We start from the raw sequence: 17,659 nt of genomic DNA, 5'->3' as shown, positions 1-17,659 counted from the left end.
ACCAGGGTACCCCAGGGGGTATCGGGCCTTGTTGGTCAGGCTGCCCGGAGGGCGGCGAGGGTTTCCTCGAGGTCGCCCTGGTGAGGGCGGTTGTGGGGGAGTTTGGCGAGGAGTGCGGCCATGCCGCACGTGTTGGTGAGGGCGGAGTAGACCAGGCCGCCGGCGATGCCCGCGGAGGCGAGGCGGAAGACGGGGCGCAGCCGGCCCAGCGTGAGGCCGGTCAGCACGACGGCACCGGCTGTCAGGCGGACCTGGCGCTCCATGTCCCAGGCACTGTGCCGGGTGCGCCCGGGGTGGTGGAGGGCGTGGCCGTCGGCTGCCCAGGCTGCCGTGCCGCCGGTGAGGGTGGCGGTGGTGATGCCCTCGGCGGCGAGGGTGCGGCAGGCGTTCTCGGAGCGCGCACCAGAGGCGCAGACGACCAGGAGGTCGGCGTGCCGGGCGGCGTGGCGGATGTCGGGGAGTGCCTCGTGGAGGTGGTCGAGGGGGATGTTGAGGGCACCGGGGAGGTGCCCGGTGGCGTACTCGCCGGGGGTCCGGACGTCCAGGATGACCAGTTCGTGCAGACGGGTGCGGGCCTGGGCGGTGTCGAGCGCTCGGGGGGTGTGGGGGGTGTGGGGGGTGTTCATGATGCGGCGTTCCGTCCTTCTTCTCTCGCGGGGCCCGGTTGTGGACACGTCGTGATCGACTGCCTGTGGGGCGCCGTTGCGGGTTGTTGGTCGTGGGAGGGTCGGTCATCTGAGGGCGTCGACGAGCATGAGGGCGGCGACGCCCAGGAGCGCGAGCGCGAAGATCCGCTGGAGGGTGGAGCCGGAGATCTTGGCGGAGAGGCGTTTGCCGTCCCAGGCACCGAGGATCGCGGCTCCGGTGAAGGGGGCGATGACCGCCCAGTGCAGGGGTGTGTGGGTGCCGGCACGGGCGGCGAGCGCGGCCAGCGAGTTGACGGTGATGACCAGCAGGCTGGTGCCGACCGCGACGCGCATGCGCAGCCCGACGGCGGAGACGAGGGCGGGCACCGCGAGGAAGCCTCCACCGACGCCGAGGAACCCGGTGACCGCGCCGAGTCCGGCGCCGACACCTGCGGAACGTGCGGGGCCGGCGGGGGCGCGCGGCCGGTCGGGGTCGGAGGGCATGAGCATCCTGAGGGCCGCGAAGGCTGCGATCACGGCGAATGCGGCGGTGAGCACCGCGGCGGGCAGGCGAGTGGCCAGTGTGCCCGCGGCGATCGCCGGCAGGATGCCCGCTGCCGCGAACAGCGCGCCGGTCTTCCAGCGGACGTTTCCCGAGGCGGCGTGGGCGTAGAGGGCGGTCGCGGAGGTCGCGGTGACGATGATCAGCGACGCGGTGGTGGCGGCGGCGGGGGTGAAGCCGAGGAGGTAGATCAGGGCGGGTACGGTCAGGACGCTGCCGCCGCCCCCGAGCGCCCCGAGGGCCAGACCGATGACGCCGCCGGCGACGAGGGCCAGGAGAAGGGTGCTCACGCTATTCGGCCGCTGCTTCCTCGTGCGTCGACGACGGGCAGTCCGGCCGCCGCCCAGGCGCTCATACCGCCCTTGACGTCGACGGCTTCCGGTCCGTGCCCGGCCAGGAGTCGGACGGCCTGCTGGGAGCGGTGTCCGGAGCGGCAGATCACCACCAGCGGCCGGCCCTGCGCCGAGGCGGGTAGTCCGGCGCCGCCGGACAGTCGGGAGAGCGGCAGGTGTACGGCCCCGGGGGCGTGGCCGGCGTTCCACTCGGCCTGCTCGCGCACGTCCAGGAGGACGGCGTCGCCGTCGGCGGTGCGGACGCGGGCCTGGCCCGGGGTGAGGCGGGCGGTGCCGCGACGGAAGAGGGACATCCGATTTCCTTCCGGTTCTCGGGTGGCGGTGGGGGAGCGCTGTGGTCAGGCGTCGGCGCCGGTGGTGACGGGCAGCCCGGCGTCGGTCGCGGTGTCGAAGGAGGCGTCCACGGCGACGACGTCGCGGCCTGCGGCGTCCAGCAGGGAGGCGGCGATGGCCGCCCTCATGCCCCCCGCGCAGTGCACCCACACCCGTCCGGCGGGTACGTCGGCCAGGCGGCGGTGCAGGTGGTGGATGGGAATGTGCACGGAGCCTGCGATCCAGCCCGTGGCGCGTTCGGAGTCCCGGCGTACGTCGAGGACCACGTCCGGGCCGGGGTGCTGGGCCGCGAGGTCGGCGAAGGTGGCGCGGGGGAAGGACCGCGGGGCGTGGCCGTCGGGCAGCCAGTCCTGGACGGTGCCGGTCGCGGCGGCGGCCGGGCGGTCGATGCCGACGCGGGCCAGTTCGCGCTGGGCGGTGGCGAGTTGCTCGGGGGATTCGGCGAGGAGGGTCACGGGCTTGCCCCAGGGGATCAGCCAGGCAAGGTAGGTGGCGAGCTGTCCGTCCGCCTCGAAGTTGAACGAGCCGGCGACGTGGCCCTCGGCGAAGGCGATCCGGTTGCGCAGGTCCACCACCCACTCCCCGGCGGCCAGGCGCTCGGCGATGTCGGCGGCGTCGGCCGTCCGGGGTGCGGTCAGGTCGACCGGAGCGGGGCCTTCGGCGTTGGCCGGGCCCATGTGGGCGTAGTACGCGGGTACGTCCTCCAGGCCGGCCAGCAGAGCGGTGACGAAGGAGTCCACGTCCTTGACCAGGGCGTCGTTGCCCGCTTTCTCCTTGCCGATGGTGCTGGCGCCGCCCTCGGACCGCGAGGAGGAGCAGAAGCTCCCGAACCCGTGGGTGGGCAGCACCGGCGTCTCGTCCGGGAGCTCGGCGGCCAGTCGACGCACGGACGCGTGCTGGGCGCGTGCGAGGCGTTCGGTCGGCCTCGGCTCGACCAGGTCGGGGCGGCCGACCGAGCCGATCAGCAGCGACCCGCCGGTGAAGACGGCAACCACCTCGCCCCGGTCCTCCAGGACATAGGAGGTGTGGTGCGGGGTGTGTCCGGGGGTGGCCATGGCCCGCAGGGTCACCCCGTCGTCCACGTTCACGACGTCGCCGTCGGTGACCGGAGTGCGGGCGAAGGCGACGCGCGCCGCTGCCGGCACGAGGTAGGCGGCGCCCGTGATGCGGGCCAGCTCCGGACCGCCGGTGACGTAGTCGTTGTGGACGTGCGTCTCCACCACGTGGGAGACGCGCACACCTCGCGCGGCGGCCGCCGCCAGGACCCGGTCGATGTCTCGGGGCGGGTCCACCACCACCGCGGTGGCCGCGCCGCCCGCCAGGTAGCTGCGGTTTCCCAGGCCTGCGGTGTCGATGGTGTCGATGAAGAACATGGTGCTCCTTTCGGCTGAACGATTACCCCCGGGGGTATATTTTCGAGCCTAGCACGGGTACCCCCGGGGGTATTTTCGGCGGCGTGGTGAACCACCGCACACCGTGCCCACCCCCCCCGGATCCTGGATCACGCGGCTCGAACGCCGCGCCGATACCGCGTACCGCGATCGAGCGGCTGTATAGGTGGAGCAGGCGTGCGTCGAGCAGGGCAAGGTGATGCGGTGACTGCGTGGCACTGGCTGTTCGGAGACCAGCTCGGTCCTCACTTCCTGACTCCGGGCGAGCCGGGCCCGGCCGCAGGCGCACCGGTGGTGATGGTCGAGGCCCGTTCGGTGTTCCGCCGTCGCCGGTTCCACCGTGCCAAGGCCCACTTGGTGCTCTCGGCCATGCGTCACCGTGCCGCCGAGCTGGGGGACCGTGTCCGATACGTGCGCGCCGAGACCTACGCGGCGGGTCTGCGCCAGGTCGTCGGCGATGCTCCGGTGACCGTCCACCACCCCACGTCACGGGCTGCGTACGGGCTGGTCGCCTCGATGGACGGGGTGCGGGTGCTGCCCGCGCGCGGCTTCCTGCTGCCCGGGGCGGCCTTCCGGTCCTGGGCAGGCGGGCGCGAGCGGCTCAGGCACGAGGACTTCTACCGGTGGATGCGCCGCGAACTCGACCTCCTCATGGACGGTGACCGGCCCGCCGGCGGGCGCTGGAACCACGACCGGGACAACCGGGAGCCACCGCCCAGCGGCATGCGCACCCTCGGCGTTCCCGCACCGTACCGGCCTCGTGAGAACGACATCGACGAGGAGGTACGGGCCGATCTGGACCGGTGGGAGCGGGACGAGGGCATCCGCTTCGTCGGCCGCGACGGGCCTCGCGCCTTCCCCGCCTCGCGCCGCGAGGCACTGGCCGCACTGCACCGGTTCGTCGAACACCGCCTGGCCGGCTTCGGCCCGAACGAGGACGCCGTGCTCGCCGGCGACCCCGTGATGAGCCACAGCCTTCTGTCCTCCTCCCTCAACCTGGGACTGCTCGACCCGGCGGAAGTGGTCGCCGCCGCCGAGAACGCCTGGCGCGCCGGCCAGGTGCCCGTCCAGAGCGCGGAAGGCTTCGTACGGCAGGTCGCAGGCTGGCGCGAGTACGTGTGGCACACCTACTGGTACTTCGGCGAGGACTACCGCCACCGCAACGCCCTGCGGCACCGTGCGCCCCTGCCGGACTGGTTCCTCGAGCTCGATGCCGACGCCGTCGCCGCGCGCTGCCTCTCCACGGTGCTCGCGCAGGTCCGCGACACGGGATGGACCCACCACATCCCCCGGCTCATGCTCCTGGGCAGCTACGCGCTCCAGCGCGGCTGGGATCCGGGTGCCGTCACCGACTGGTTCCACCGCTGCTTCGTCGACGGCTACGACTGGGTGATGCTCCCCAACGTCATCGGCATGTCCCAGTACGCCGACGGCGGCATGATGACCACCAAGCCCTACACCACCGCGGGGGCCTACATCCACCGCATGAGCGACCTGTGCGAGGGCTGCGCCTACCGGCCCGCCGACCGCACGGGGGACCGGGCCTGCCCCTACACGACCGGCTACTGGTCCTTCGTGCACCGCCACCGCACCCGGCTGGCCGCCAACCCCCGCACCGCGCAGGCCGTATCGGGGCTGGACCGCCTCCAGGACATCGAGGAGGTGCTGCGCACCGGCCGACGTCAGGGTCCGAACCCGCCCTGACGTCGCAGAGGACGGGGGGTTGTCGGACGACTCTCGGTGTGCCCTCGCGCCGGAGGGGCGATGCCGGAAACCCTGGGAAGTGCCGTTGGGGCGGCCGCCGGCGTTTCGTCGAGTCTGTGCCAAAAGACACGCAGAGAGAGGGTGTGGCCTCACGCTTTCTCTACTCTCGAGACATGAACGTGTTCGGCGGCGGTGACGGCCAGTGCCTGGAGATGACCAACGGTGGCACGGCGGTGTTCGTGGACGTGCTGATGCTCGCTGTGTCCGCGCTGTCCAAGAAGCCGTGGGACTTCCGCTTCGCCGCCCTGCTGACGCTCCAGGACCAGAACGTGATGGGGCGTGGGGTGGTCGGCTTCGGGCTGGCCGAGCTCGATTGGGGGGACACGCCGCAGGAGCGAGCCACGGCGAAGGACTTTCTGCTGCGCGTCCTCGATCTGGCGCTGTCCCGTCACCGGTGGGAGGAACTGACGTACGAGCCGGCACGGGTCGAGCAATACCTGCGCACGTACCGAGCAATGGTGGAGGAGTTCGACCCCGAGACCGCGAGGGCCGGCGCGGGCGTCCTGCCCGGGCCGCAGGAGGCCGCGGTGGCCTCCTGCGTGCGCCACCGGGTGCTGGACGCGCTGCCGTTCTGGCAGGCGTGCGTGTTCTGCACGGCCGGGGTCTGAGGGCCTGCGTCCCGAGGTCTGCCGTCAAAGCGATCGCACGCACGGTGCGCGCTCCGGCCATGGAGGAGGTGAGCGGGCGGGCCCATCACCGCTCTCCGGTACCCAAACGGCAGCGCCCGCGCGAGGATCCAGCGCCACGGCCCCGTGGCCGAGATGCAGTGCGCGGTTCGCGTACACGGTCCCGCACCGGTTGACCGGCCCGGCCTGTGAACGGCTCCAGGCGCTCGGGCAGGTACGTGCGGGCTTCGCGCCCTGACACGTCTGCCCTCGCAGGTCGCGCTCGAACGGCGGCGCCCCCTGCCCGAGACCCACGTGTCGGCCGGGCCGCTGAGCGGCCCGGCCCCTTCAGCCGATCAGGCGTGCACGGCGTGCCAAGGTGTGCACTTGCGCTCGCTGCCCTTCACGATGCACCCACGCAGCTTGTACGGGTGCCCCTCGGGCAGGTTTCCGGAAGCGATCGCGATGTAGATCGCCTTGTGGCCGCGCGTGGAAGCCACGCGACCCGTGCTCAGCTCCGCCTCGACCGCCCAGCCGTCGGGGCTGATGTCCTTGGCGACGAGGGAGTCGCCCGGGATGTTGGGCGCGGGCTGCGGGTCGGCGTTCCAACGGGCGAAGCCCATCTCGTGGCCGTCCCTGGGGCTGATGATGTTGATCGTGTAGGACCCGTCCGCCGACATCGCGGTGAGGCCCGAAACCCCGGTCGTGGACAGCGAGACATCGATGTCGGTCGCGAGGTCGCCCGTCTCGTCCGCGCTGGCGGTTACGGCCCCGGCCGTGAGCGTCACGCCGACGAACAGGGCGGCCGTACCGAGGACTGCGCCGACGCGCTTGTGTATCGAACCCATGATTTCCTTCGTTCCCGCGCGCGACGGCACGCCGCCGCACGCCGCTCTCCCGCCCGGCTTCGAACATCGCCTGGCGGTCAGTCAAGACAACTGTAAACAGGCCCTGTTGGAAACCTACTGGCGGGTACCTACGAAGGTGCGGCACGCCTGACGAGCGGCTTTCCCGCTGTTCCCCGCCACCCGTCCCGGCCGGCACCTGTCCGCCACCGTGCTCACCCGTCGGCCCTCCGCGCACGGCATCCCCATCCGCCCGGCTCGCAATACCGCCCTCAGCCAACTCGCCGAGGACGTCACTCCAGCCGTCCTGGCCCCATTTCCCGGCCTTCACATGGCGACCGCCACACCATCGCCGCGAACATCTGCCGTGTCATGGACGCAGGACCCCGCCACTACGGTGACCAGACCCGCGGCACCCCCTGCCCCGCATCACCGACGCCATACTCGAACGTGCCAACCGCACCAGCGCCTGCCCAGCCTTCCGCAAGCGAGCTCAGGGCCAGTCCTGCGACGCGTACGTCATCGACGCCCACGACCAAACGCCGTTCCCCTCCCTGTCCGCCTACACGGGCCGACCCACCCGGATCCTTGTCCACGCCCGCGGCCGCGACGCGGCACGACAGGCACTGGAACCCGACGACGAGCACCCCCTGGAGCAGCACCTCATCCAGCTCTGGCCCGCACCCGTCTCCGAGCCCATCACCCACAAGCTGAGCGACACCACCGGAACCTTCTGCCGCTGACCGGCCAAAAGCTGGCGCGGGGTCGGTGGACGACGAGCCGGAGCGGGACCGGCTGCCGCTGGGTCGGGCCGGCACACGGAGGTGTCGCGTGCCGGTCTTCGGCAGCGACGCCGGCCCGGCCGGGGTCACGGCCCGCTCCAACAGGCAGAAGAGCGAACAGGACCGGGCCACCTGAAGTCGGCCCCGACGGTGCACTGCCGGTACCTCGGCGAGTGGGTGGCGACCAAGCACTGGTGCTCCCTAACCGCGAAACAGGCCGAGCGGGAAGCACTGCTGCGGTACGCCGCCGACTGCCCGAACGCGACGCTGGCCTTCGACCGGGCTTCCTGACCCAGGTCGAGGCAGATTCCTAGACCGGCGTCGGTGCCGGCTGGTGTGGCCCCATGTGATCGCCGCTGGGTGGACAACGAGGCAGTGCCCGGCACCGGTGTGCGCCGGGCACGGCCCTGTGCTGGTGTGGGTTACGGCGTGGCGGTCCCGGTGCAGCCCCTCTCCCACTTGGGGAACTGGGCGTCAGCTTGAAGCCGTAGTCCTCCCAGCGGTACACGCGGACCTTGACGGGAAGGTTGTCGACGTAGCGCCCGCCTGCCTGCGGAGCACCGCCTCGCAGAGTGAGGGCTCAGAAGAGGGAGGATGCCGGGGAAGGCGCCGTGGCCGGCGTGTGGGGAGGTGAGGGCGAGCCAGCCGTGTCCGCGGGTTTCGGTGCCTGAGCCGACCATGGCTGGGTCGACCGAGAGGTGGCCGCAGGCGGTGCGCGCGCCGGCGGTTCCCGCGTTGGGCGGGGCATCGTCGTACTCCGGGTCGAAATCGGGGTCGTCGACCGCGTGGGTCTCCCAGGGGAGCGGGTCGCCGTCCCATTCGGGTGGGTGACAAAGACATGGCCCACGGTCTCGACGGTCGCCGTCACCGCCGGGGACGGGCACCCGGATCTCCCGGCCCGACGCCTCGACGCCCGTGGCGCACGTGATGGGTCGCCGGTGGTGCAGGTCCAGGGCGCCGAAGAGGCCTTCGTACGAGGCCCCCGGCACGGCCAGCCACCAGCCGGAGAGCTGAGGCGACGGTGCGCTCGGCGTCTCGTCCGCGATCTGCACCCGGATCAGGCGCTCGATCGCCGCAAGGTCGCGGGCGTCGAGCCCGTCGGCGCCGCCGCCCGCGACGAGCGCGGCCATCGCGCCCCGCCGGGTCCGCGGCGAAGCGGCCGGGTCCCGGCGCAGCGCGCGCAACGTGGTGCGGTACGCCTCGTGCGTCAGGAGGGCGTAGTCGTCGGCCTTGTACGGGGTGGGGCGGCGGCTTGCACAGCACTCCACCAGGGCGCGCAGCCCGGCATCGGAGTCCGTCCGCAGCCGGACGAGCCCTGCGAACCCGTTGCCCGACGCGCCGCCCAGTCCTTGACGTTGCCGCTCCGCCAAGCCGCGAGCACGGCGTCGAAGGCGGACGGCCCGATCAGGGCCAGGATCCGCATCACGGGCCGGAGTCGGGCTTGCGCTTACCGTTGCGGCAACTTCTACGGTCATGTGTGTGGCCGGAGAGACCGGCCCGGCGAGGGGAGCACCGGAAATGGCCTGGTCGATCGCGGAGGTGGCGCGGATGTCCAAGGTGACATCGCGGACGCTGCGGCATTACGACGAGATCGGCCTGCTGCCGCCCGCCTGGATCGGGAGCAACGGGCACCGTTACTACGAGGAGGCCGATCTGCTGCGGTTGCAGCAGATCCTGCTGATGCGGGAGCTGGACCTGGGGCTGCGCGAGATCCAGGCGGTCCTGGACAGCCGGCTCGACCAGGTGGCCGTGCTCCGTGAGCACCACCAGCGACTGCTCACGGAACGGGACCGGCTGGAGACGCTGGCCCGTACGGTCGGCCGCACCATCGCCGAACTGGAAGAAGGCAAGGACAAGGGTCAGATGACGAAGATCAACAAGCCGGAGAACCTGTTCGAGGGGTTCCAGCCCCCCTCCGAGGCAGAGGCCGAGGTACGGGAGCGGTGGCCGCAGGCGTGGGAACAGTCCCGGCAGGCAGTCGACGCGATGACCTCCGAGGACACGGAGCGCTGGCAGCGCGAGGTGACGGCGCAGATGATCCGCATGGCGGAGTTCATGGTGGCCGGCACACCGGTTTCCGACCCTGCGGTACAGGCCGAGGTGGATGCCAACTACCAGGGCATCTGCCGGTTCTGGACCCCGAACGCGGTCGCGTACAAGGGAGTGGGCCAGAGCTATGTCGACGACCCGCAGATGCGGGCCAACTTCGACAAGATCGCCGACGGACTCGCCGTCTACCAGCGCGATGCGATGACCGTGTACGCCGAGGCCCGGCTGAGCTGACCGCACGCGTCCAAGGGCTGTTCGGCGGGTCACGACCGCAGCCAGAGGCGAATGGCTGCTCCTGCCCCCCGAATCCGGGACCCGGGATCCGGTCCGCCCGCAGGGGATCTGCCTGCTCGGCGGTGCCGGCAGTCGGTTGGGATACTGCAGCCAGTGAAGTCCCGAGTACCCGAGTCCCGAGTACCCAGGTACCAGGGACTCGGGTACCCGGGACCCGGGTACTCGGGTGACGACGTCGAGACGGAGACCAAGTGGCGATACCGAAGCGTCCGGAGCCCTTGGAGCCGTGGGTCGAGCCGGCTGCTGAGGCCGGCGACGTAGCCGCGATGAAACGGCTCGGACAGTACCTCTGTCAAACCGGGAGCAAAGGCGACGCTGCATCCGAGAAGTGGCTCCTGGCCGCCGCGGAGGCCGGTGACGCCGAAGCGATGTACTCCCTGACCCGGGTCCACCATGGCCGGGCAGTGAACGCGGCTCCGCACGGCCAGGACCACCAGCTCACGGCGGCGTCCTGGTGCAGGCGGGCCGCCCAGGCAGGATGGATCCCAGCGATCCAGAGCATGCCTACGTATGCGGCGGACCAAGATGAGCGCGAGTTCTGGCTCCGGAAGGCCGTGGAAACCGGCGATCCCTGGGCGCCGTTGAACCTCGCCGGCGTTCTCGACGAGATGGGACGGGCCTCCGAAGCGGAACACTGGTACCGCAGAGCCATGGACGCCCCCGGCCCGATCGGCCTTCCTGCCCGTGACTCCCTGGGCGACTGCCTTCTGAGGCAGGGCCGCCTGGAAGAAGCCGCAGAGTGCTGGAAGCAACTCGCAGAAGCGGGCGAACCAGCAGGCGCCTGGCACCGGGCCCACGTTCTCGAGAAACTCGGTCGGCCAGAGGAAGCCGCAACGTGGCGTCAGCAGGGGGACGCCCTGCACGCTGCCCAACGAGCCCAGGAACCGGACTGTCCACAGCGGTAGGACGAGGCGCCTCCCCGTCCCCTGGCGGCGTCGAGCATCCGAAGCCGGCCCTGCTTCGTGAAACGCGGACGGCTGGACTGGCCTGACCTGGCCGCCCCGGCCCGGTGCCGGAGACGGCGAGGACGAGCGGACCCTCGCCGTCGTCCGGGTCGACAACAGTCTCGGTAGCATCGTCGTCAAGGACTTCCTCAAAGCTCCGACCGGTGAAGATGCCCTCCCACTCGATCAGAGCCTCCTCGACATCGAAGTTGCCGAAGGTCACGGACTCGAAGACCCCGTCGGGACCACCCTCCGCGACAGCAGCGGCAGCTTCGGCGTCCGGCGCCACGAAGAACGTGATGACGATGCTCACCCGGGGCACAGTGCCTGCTCCGCCAGGCCCGGCATGCCTGCCGGCGGCCGGCAGAAGCCGACCTACCGCCCCGAGATGCTGTCCGCCCAGGGCCAAGATCAAGATCTACAGCTGGTACTAGGTTCACCATGAGATCGGGTACAGGCCTCATGGAACCGTCCTCCTGCTGTGCCCTAGCGTCGTGCCATGACGATTCCAGCTGGACTGATACGCACGGTCCTCCGGGCGCAGCGGGACACCGGCTTTCTTGCCGCCGGTATGCTGCCGCACCTGGCGCTGGTGCCCGTGTGGGCCTGGGCGGCGGCGACTACCGCCAGGACGGGGAACTGGCCCCTTACGGTTTCCGTGTCGGCCGCCCTGATCCTGCTCGGCGCCCCGGTGCTGACGGCCGTTCAGCGGGCGCGCTACCGGGTGCTCATCGGCGTGGACGTCCCCCGGCTCACCCCCACCGCGCCGAAACAATGGACGTGGGCCTCGATCGTCCGGTGGCTCGCCGCGACGCGACCTTGGCGCAAGATCGGCTACCACCTCCTGCTGGGCCCGCTGCTCGCGCTGCTGGAGCTGCTGGTGCTCGCGATGGCAGCGGCGTGCCTGGCGGGCGTCGTCGCCTACGCCTGGGCATGGGCGCTGCCAACCGGAATCCGCCAGGACTGGTTCGGCTACCTTACCCAGCTGCCGGCTTACACAGCGGCCGGACTCCTCCTCTTGTGCGCCCTGCCCTGGACCGCGCGGGCAGTGGCCCGGGCCGAGGCGCGGCTGGCGTCGGGCCTGCTCGGGCCCAGCCGGGCGCAGCGGCTCCAGGAACGGGTCGATCAGCTGGCGGTGAGCCGGACCGACTTGATCGAGGCCGTCGATGCGGAGCGCCGCCGGATCGAGCGCGACCTGCACGATGGCACCCAGCAGCGGCTGGTGTCTCTCGCGGTCAATCTGGGTCTGGCCATTGCCACCCGCCCGGACCTGCCGAGTGATGTCCGCGAGGTGATCACGAGAGCGCACCTGGAGGCGAAGGAGGCGATCGCCGAACTCAATGACCTGGTGCGGGGGTTGCACCCGGCCGTGCTCGAAGACCGAGGTCTGGACGCGGCGTTGTCCGGGCTGGCTGCCCGCACGCCCCTGCCGGTGCGGCTGCGGGTCGATCTGGAGGAGCGGGTGGCGCCCAACGTGGAGTCAGTCGCGTACTTCGTGATCTCTGAGGCGCTGACCAACGCAACGAAGCACGCCAACGCGATGCGTGCGGAGGTGATGGTCAGTCAGGTCGGCGAGGTGCTGCGAGTGCGCGTTACCGACGACGGGCTGGGCGGTGCCGACGCCGCCGCCGGCACGGGGCTGACCGGGCTGGCCAAGCGGGTCGGCTCCCTCGACGGGGCCTTCCACGTCAGCAGCCCCGTCGGCGGGCCCACCACCATCACCGCGGAGCTGCCGTGCGCGCGGTGATCGCCGAGGATTCGGTGTGGTTGCGGGTCGGCTCGATCAAGGTGCTGGAGATGGGCGGGTTCCAGGTCGCCGCTGAAGCCGGCGACGGCGTCGGGCAGGAACGCGATCGTCGTTCCCGACGCCCCGGAATCCCCCGGACCCGCTGTCAGAACCACCTGGCAAGATCACACGTATGACCAGCAACACCGGAACTCCTGTTCCACTCCCAGCCAACCACCGCATCTCCGAGACCTACGCCGACTGGGCACGTACGCAGGGGCCGGGCGTCGAAACCGACGCCCGCGACACGCTGGAACGGGCAGGCAGCAGCCGGCACCGGTCCTGGGAGAAGCCCGGCCGGTTCGTGGACGACGCGGAGCGCCTGGCCCGGGGCCTGCCGGCCACCCACCTTCCCTGGTTCTGGGACACCATCGGTCATTGGATGATGGAGACGCACCGCCGCTCCGCCGCCCGCGCCTACGCGCAGGCCCGCGCCGCCGAGCGCACCCACGCGCTGCCGGTCGATCCCGACTGGCGGCGGGCGAATCAGCTGCTGTTCGCCCGCTTCGGCGCCCTGCCCGCCAGTGAACTCAGCGGAGCGGCGGCCTGGTTGGCCGGTGTCCTCGATGCGGATGACGCGCACGACGAGTTCGTCCGCCTGCTGAGCGCCTGGGCGGCGTCCCCCGGCGAGCTTCCCGCCGATCTGGCGCGCCGGGTCCGGGACTCGGCCCGTGCGGCCGGCCTCGGCAGCGAGGAGGAGGCCCGGGTGCTGGGCAGCGTGCTGGCCGCGGCCCGCGGCAAGGCCGTACCCGACCGGCTGCTCGACGCGGCAGCCGGCCCGCTCGGCGACCACCCGCCCGCCGACGAACAGGCCACGGCCCTCCTCGACCTGTTTCCCGAGTCGAAGAACGACGCGGCTGCCTGGCTGCGGCTGCTCATCGCGTGCGGTGCCGCCGACGCGGCCGCGGCCGGCCGGATCGCCCCGGAGGGCGGCCTCGGCGACTGGCTGCGCCGGTACGCCGCCGGATACTCGCACCGCACGGTCAGCGGCGGTGGAGTGACCCGCCAGCCCATGCCCGCGGAACTCTTGGACCTGGTGGGCCGGTTCGCTCCGCTGCTGCGCGCGCACGGCGCCCCGGTCCGGCTGCACGAGGACCGCTACCGCTGGCCGCATCTTGACGCCGACCTCCTCGACCTCTGCCTCGCCGAGGGTGTACCCGTCCACGACCCCGGTGCTGCGATCAGCCTGGAGTTCTGGGGCGAGCACTCCCAGCGCGACCTCAAGGCACTCGCCACCGACCCGGTGTTCGGCCCCCGGCTGGAAGGCACCGTGCACGCCGGGCTCCGCACCCGCGGCGGCGCTGCGATCAGCGGCACTGCCATCAGCCGGCTCCCGCACAATCCGGGCATCACGGCCGAGGTGCACGCCCGCGTGGAGAAGCTGCTCGACGCCTTGCGCGGCGGGGGACTCGCCGCCGCCGACGAGGCCGTCGACGAGCTGCACGGCCTCCTCGACCGGCCCACCGCCATCGCCCTGGACGGCATCGAGGAGGCTCTCGACGCACTCGACCTCACCGGTCCGCTGGCCCGCGCCCTGCGTGCCGGGCTCCCCGAGGAGCTGGGCTGGCCCGCCCTGGACCAGGCCCTCGCCGCGTTCCGGCCCGACGAAACCGTGCACGTCACCTGCACCTGGCCGGTGCTCACCGTGTACGGCGAGACCCGCGCCTTCGCCGTCGACCACGCCGGGCTGCGCGCAGACCACACACTGGAACTGCCCGACGGCGCACTCGGCCACACCGTGCACTGGGTCGGCGGCCAGTTCCTCGTCGGCTGGAACGAGGAGCACGAGGAGAACCCTTCCCACACCGCCTACTGGTCCGACCACCCCGGCGAAAGGTTCGCACCGGAGCAGACGTACGGGCTGCGCCCCTACGGCGGCAGCATCCAGGGCGGCCTCGGCTACCAGTTCGAAACCCGGGACGGGGGCGGCCGGTTCGACGGCGAGCGCATCCTGCGGGCCGGCGGACACGAGGGCATCGGCCACCGCGACTACCAGATGAACGACGGCCACACCTTCTGGAGCACCAAGGTGTTCAGCAAGGACCACCGCGGCTGGAACCGCCTCGACCCGGCCACCGGCGTTCCCACCGCCGACCGCACCCTGCCGGCCTTCCACGACCCCGACCGGTCCCCGCCCGGCATGAAGCCCTTCTCCGACCACCGCATCCTCGCCGCACTGCCGCCCGGCGCCCCGCCCTCCCCGCTCGGCCAGGACGGCACACTCACCGGATGCCGGGTCGACTACCGCACCCCGTACGCGGGTCCCTCGCCCCGCGAGTTCGTGCTGGAGTCCGTCGACGGCCGCACCGCTTCCTACCGCAGCAACAACTGGGGCCGTCGCCCGTGGGGAATCCTTGCCCTGCCGCTCGGCGGTGAGGACGCCGTCATGGCCGGAGGGACCACCATCCGCTGCCATGCCGCCGGCGACAACTCGTTGCTCTGGCAGGTCCAGGGCTTCCCCGGCAGCCGCCACCGGACCCGGAGCCGGGCCACCCTGGGCGAACTGGCCGGGCCGGTGCCGCCACCTGCCTTCTGGCACTTCCTCACCCCGCGCGACGAGCCCTCGTCCCGTGTCCTGCGGACGGTCACGGACAGTGCGGTGCGCGAACTGCTGCACCAGGGCATCGGGCGCACCCTGCCTGGAGTGACCGACCCGCGGGTCCAGGAGGGCGTCGACCGCGCCGTCCGGCTCGCCGCCGACGTACTGCGCCGCCGCCAGGAGCTGTCCCACCGGGTCTCCGTCATGCGGGCCGGGCCGGTCGTCGACCTGCCCGACCCGGCGCCGGACAACCGGCTCGTCCCGGCCCTCCACGGCCTGCTGCCCCAGCTGCGCGGCTACGAGGAACGACAGCCGCAGCCACAGCCCGCCCTCCTCACCTCGGTCGCCGCCGACGGCCGGTACCTGCGCGGCGAGATCGACGACGAGGTGCGGGTGCTCGCCCTGCCCGCGCCGCCCGCCGAGTGGGCGGTGCTGACCGGCCGGATCGATGCCGTGGCCTGGCGGACCGTCGTCGCGGCCACCCCCGACGAGCACCGACAGGCGCTCGCGGCACTGCTCGGCGTATGGAGCCGGCAGCCGTTCGCGGAGGCGGACAGTTCCTGGCGGACCGGCAGGGCCCCGGAGCAGCGGATCGCCGCACTGCGCGCGGACGGTTTCGCCGTGGCCTCCGGCCCGGACCGCAGCGGCCTCGCCCCCTTCCTCCAGCGAGCAGCCGATCCGGTGCCCGCCGATGCCGAAGAGTGGGCCACGCACACCGTCACCGCCGATGACACCACACGGCTGCCACGCCTGCTTGCCCTGCTCGCCGGACAGGGCCCGCTGCCGGTGCCCGACGAGGCCGTGGACCTGTTCCGCTGGCGCACCGGGGTGCCGCGCCCGATCGCCGCCCTGGTCCTCGACGGATTCGCCGGCAGCGACGACTACGGTGCGCACCGCAAGCTGGTCCGCTCCAAGCCGTACAAGGCCGACCGGAACATGCTCTACGCGTACGACGAGTTCCAGCGGCAGCTCGGTCCGGCCGGCCGGCGCACGGTGCTCGCCGCCGCTCTGCCCGGCGACCCGGCGGAGCTCTGGGCCCCCGGCGGGATGACCGCGGCCGCGGAACGCATGGCCATGGCCTGGACCCGGCTGCTCGGTGGCGCCCCGTACACCGACGACGGCAGCCATGCCGCTGCCCTCGCGGCGGACCACGGACTCCCGGAGATCTGGGCCACGGCCCTGCTCACCGGCCGCCTCGAGAAGCCTCTGGAGGTCGACGACGTGCAGGCCGCCGCCACCGCTGTCGCCTGGGCTCTCGCCGAGCGCCCGATAGGAGACCCCGCGGCGCAGGGTGCCCGCGTCCTGCTCGGCGGGCTTGCGGACCTGCCTGCCGATCTGCTCACCGCTCTGCGCAGGCTGGCGGACCGGTCCGCCACCACCCCCGTTCCGCCTGGCCAGTACGAGAACAACCCGCTGTTCAGCGCCCCGGACCTGGTGGACGAGGTGGCGGCGGCTCTCGGTGTCAGCCGTGACGCGGCCGCCCTCCAGCTCCAGCTGCACGCTTTCGACCGCCCGGCCGACCGCACCGTCCGCCGCTGGAACTCCTGGTCCCTCGAACACCACCGAGCCGTCCGCAAGGAGCTGACCGCCGCGAAGGCCCCGCGCCCCAAACCCGCCACCCCGGCAGAAGCCCCCGCTGCGGTCCCGGCACCCGCGCACGAGCGGTTCACCCGAGCCTGGGCGGTCTGATGGGTCGGGCATCACGTCGGAAGGCCGCGAGCCAAGGGCCTTGTGGGTCCATGCTTCCGAATACGGCGCGACGAGCTTGGAGCCCCTGTTTGTTCACCCGGGAGCAATGGTCAGCGTCGTGGACGACGAGAGCCGCTGAGGCGGCGGCCTTGTTGACGGGGACGTGTTCCGTCAGTCATCAACCCCGAGGAAGAGGATGGCGGCCCAGTCGCTGGTGACCAACAGCAGGTTCCGCGACCATATGGCGCCCATGCCCATGCGGGGGCCGTCGACGTCGCCCGAGCTTCGGACGGGCCCCAGATGGGCTTCGATGAGGTCGGCGATGCCGTCGGCGAGTTCGCCTGCCTGCCGGATTTCAACGGGATTGCGCACGTTGGAGTCTGGCCACCTGTTGGCGGGCTGCATGAACCCGTCGGTGACCTCTCGGCGGAGAACGTCGCGCCAGCCTCGCGGTGACTCGAACGGGACGACCGACCTTCCTACCTGGTGTCCACTGGCCCCCGCGTTGTAGACGGCTTGGGCGAGACCCGTCATCCAGTCATGACCGGGTGTGGTCCCAGTCACCGGGACTACGGGGGACAGCTCGATGGACGACACGAATGGGTTGCAGTCGTCGAGCAGGTCCTCGAGCAGTTCGGCCGAGGCTGACACTGCGTCTGGAGCGTCGAGTGGGTTCGGCATGGGCGTCCGGGTCCTCTGTGCGGTTCCGCGCTTCGGCCTCAGTGTGTCAGCTGAGCACCTTCATGCTGCGAGGCCTTTTTGGGCGTTCGACGAGCTGACCGCGTTCCAGGCGGGCCTGGCGCGGACCGGCGGGACGAGGCGGGCGCCGGTGATCGCGCGCCATCGGGCCCTGGGCGGTCTCGACGACCTTGAACACCATCGCGAGCGCCGCTGCCGGGCCGCCGGCGCGGCGGGTGTCCCTGGTGGGGCAGTTCGAGGGTGGAGAACGTGGCCTTCGTGAAGAGATCGACCGCGGCCGGGGGGACGGGCACGGCAACGTGATCGGCGCCGGCTCCAAGACCCCGTCCCAGGGCGCCGCCACCGCCCTGTGGGCCGCCGCGTCCTCATCCCACGGCGGTCGCGGCGGGCTCCACCTG

13 protein-coding genes and 1 pseudogene are annotated in these 17,659 nt (G+C 71.9%); 7 read left to right on the top strand and 7 right to left on the bottom strand.

Going from position 1 to position 17,659, the window contains the following annotated elements; translation table 11 throughout:
• Window positions 1-35 precede the first annotated feature (35 nt).
• The 4 genes from ACFYZL_RS35695 to ACFYZL_RS35680 form a co-directional block, all read right to left on the bottom strand.
• A complete protein-coding gene (locus ACFYZL_RS35695; protein WP_388684837.1) occupies window positions 36-626 on the bottom strand; it encodes a rhodanese-like domain-containing protein in 591 nt (196 codons plus the stop codon).
• Window positions 627-731: 105 nt separating this feature from the next.
• Window positions 732-1,478 carry a sulfite exporter TauE/SafE family protein gene (locus ACFYZL_RS35690; RefSeq protein WP_388684835.1) on the bottom strand — a complete coding sequence of 249 codons (747 nt, stop codon included), beginning with the start codon at window positions 1,476-1,478 and terminating at the stop codon, window positions 732-734.
• A complete protein-coding gene (locus ACFYZL_RS35685; RefSeq protein ID WP_384743333.1) occupies window positions 1,475-1,834 on the bottom strand; it encodes a rhodanese-like domain-containing protein in 360 nt (119 codons plus the stop codon). Before ACFYZL_RS35685 ends, ACFYZL_RS35690 begins: the two co-directional genes overlap by 4 nt.
• A gap of 45 nt (window positions 1,835-1,879) precedes the next feature.
• Entirely contained in the window at window positions 1,880-3,247 is a 1,368-nt protein-coding gene (locus ACFYZL_RS35680) for a rhodanese-like domain-containing protein (RefSeq protein WP_388684832.1), read from the bottom strand.
• A 222-nt stretch (window positions 3,248-3,469) separates the two neighbouring features.
• On the opposite strand from ACFYZL_RS35680, the gene ACFYZL_RS35675 reads away from it, so the two are divergent.
• Window positions 3,470-4,969 (top strand): cryptochrome/photolyase family protein, encoded by a 1,500-nt coding sequence (locus tag ACFYZL_RS35675; protein WP_388684830.1) that lies wholly within the window; start codon window positions 3,470-3,472, stop codon window positions 4,967-4,969.
• A gap of 173 nt (window positions 4,970-5,142) precedes the next feature.
• Entirely contained in the window at window positions 5,143-5,637 is a 495-nt protein-coding gene (locus ACFYZL_RS35670; RefSeq protein ID WP_388684828.1) for a hypothetical protein, read from the top strand.
• 353 nt (window positions 5,638-5,990) lie between these two features.
• On the opposite strand, the gene ACFYZL_RS35665 is transcribed toward ACFYZL_RS35670, so the two are convergent.
• On the bottom strand, window positions 5,991-6,482 hold the full coding sequence (locus tag ACFYZL_RS35665) for a hypothetical protein (protein ID WP_384743341.1): 492 nt from the start codon (window positions 6,480-6,482) through the stop codon (window positions 5,991-5,993).
• Window positions 6,483-7,247: 765 nt separating this feature from the next.
• Here ACFYZL_RS35665 and ACFYZL_RS35660 point away from each other — a divergent pair.
• Entirely contained in the window at window positions 7,248-7,397 is a 150-nt protein-coding gene (locus tag ACFYZL_RS35660; RefSeq protein WP_388684825.1) for a hypothetical protein, read from the top strand.
• A gap of 286 nt (window positions 7,398-7,683) precedes the next feature.
• On the opposite strand, the gene ACFYZL_RS35655 is transcribed toward ACFYZL_RS35660, so the two are convergent.
• A complete protein-coding gene (locus ACFYZL_RS35655) occupies window positions 7,684-8,631 on the bottom strand; it encodes a hypothetical protein (protein ID WP_388684823.1) in 948 nt (315 codons plus the stop codon).
• Between the two features lie 148 nt (window positions 8,632-8,779).
• Between ACFYZL_RS35655 and ACFYZL_RS35650 the strand changes: the two genes are divergently transcribed.
• The 4 genes and pseudogenes from ACFYZL_RS35650 to ACFYZL_RS35635 all read left to right on the top strand — a co-directional run bounded on the left by ACFYZL_RS35650 (window position 8,780) and on the right by ACFYZL_RS35635 (window position 16,562).
• Complete coding sequence (locus ACFYZL_RS35650) at window positions 8,780-9,544, top strand: MerR family transcriptional regulator (RefSeq protein WP_388684820.1); 765 nt, start codon at window positions 8,780-8,782, stop codon at window positions 9,542-9,544.
• A gap of 1,503 nt (window positions 9,545-11,047) precedes the next feature.
• Window positions 11,048-12,295 (top strand): sensor histidine kinase, encoded by a 1,248-nt coding sequence (locus ACFYZL_RS35645; RefSeq protein WP_388684818.1) that lies wholly within the window; start codon window positions 11,048-11,050, stop codon window positions 12,293-12,295.
• Window positions 12,283-12,390: pseudogene (locus tag ACFYZL_RS35640) on the top strand (DNA-binding response regulator); the annotation flags it as partial. The gene ACFYZL_RS35645 and the pseudogene ACFYZL_RS35640, both read left to right, overlap by 13 nt.
• A gap of 77 nt (window positions 12,391-12,467) precedes the next feature.
• On the top strand, window positions 12,468-16,562 hold the full coding sequence (locus ACFYZL_RS35635) for a hypothetical protein (protein WP_388684816.1): 4,095 nt from the start codon (window positions 12,468-12,470) through the stop codon (window positions 16,560-16,562).
• A 171-nt stretch (window positions 16,563-16,733) separates the two neighbouring features.
• Here the strand turns inward: ACFYZL_RS35635 and ACFYZL_RS35630 are convergent, their stop codons facing one another.
• On the bottom strand, window positions 16,734-17,243 hold the full coding sequence (locus ACFYZL_RS35630) for a hypothetical protein (RefSeq protein WP_388684814.1): 510 nt from the start codon (window positions 17,241-17,243) through the stop codon (window positions 16,734-16,736).
• Window positions 17,244-17,659: the final 416 nt, after the last annotated feature.

It is taken from the genome of Streptomyces sp. NPDC001717, assembly GCF_042892775.1.
Classification (GTDB): Bacteria; Actinomycetota; Actinomycetes; order Streptomycetales; family Streptomycetaceae; genus Streptomyces.
The sequence above is the reverse complement of the archived record's forward strand: the minus strand, read 5'-3'. Positions and strand labels throughout refer to the sequence as shown.